Origin of the sequence: Paraburkholderia sp. SIMBA_053, assembly GCF_046534895.1 — a bacterium.
In the GTDB taxonomy this organism is placed as follows: Bacteria; Pseudomonadota; Gammaproteobacteria; order Burkholderiales; family Burkholderiaceae; genus Paraburkholderia; species Paraburkholderia caledonica.
The window spans coordinates 1-249 of the sequence record NZ_JAWRXU010001313.1 but is presented as its reverse complement, the minus strand read 5'-3'; the positions used below and the strand labels follow the sequence as shown (position 1 = coordinate 249).

The following is a 249-nucleotide window of genomic DNA, read 5'->3' as shown; positions in this document are numbered from 1 at the left end:
GCTGCAAAGCGTCGCGCGTGGCGACCTCGATCTGGGCCATCTGAACGACGAAGAAAAGCAGGCGCAGGAAAAGGTCGGCGAAGAACTGAAGCCGCTCGTCGAGCGCATGAAGGAAGCGCTCAAGGACAAGGCGAAGGACGTGCGTCTGACGTTCCGCCTGACGGATTCGCCGTCTTGCCTCGTGGCTGATGAGGGCGATATGAGCGGCTATCTGCAGCGCATGCTGAAGGCGGCTGGGCAGAATGCGCC

Annotated in this window: 1 pseudogene; it reads left to right on the top strand. The window is 61.8% G+C overall.

From position 1 onward, the window contains the following. Positions 1 to 249, top strand: a pseudogene (locus tag SB753_RS39875) (molecular chaperone HtpG); the annotation flags it as partial.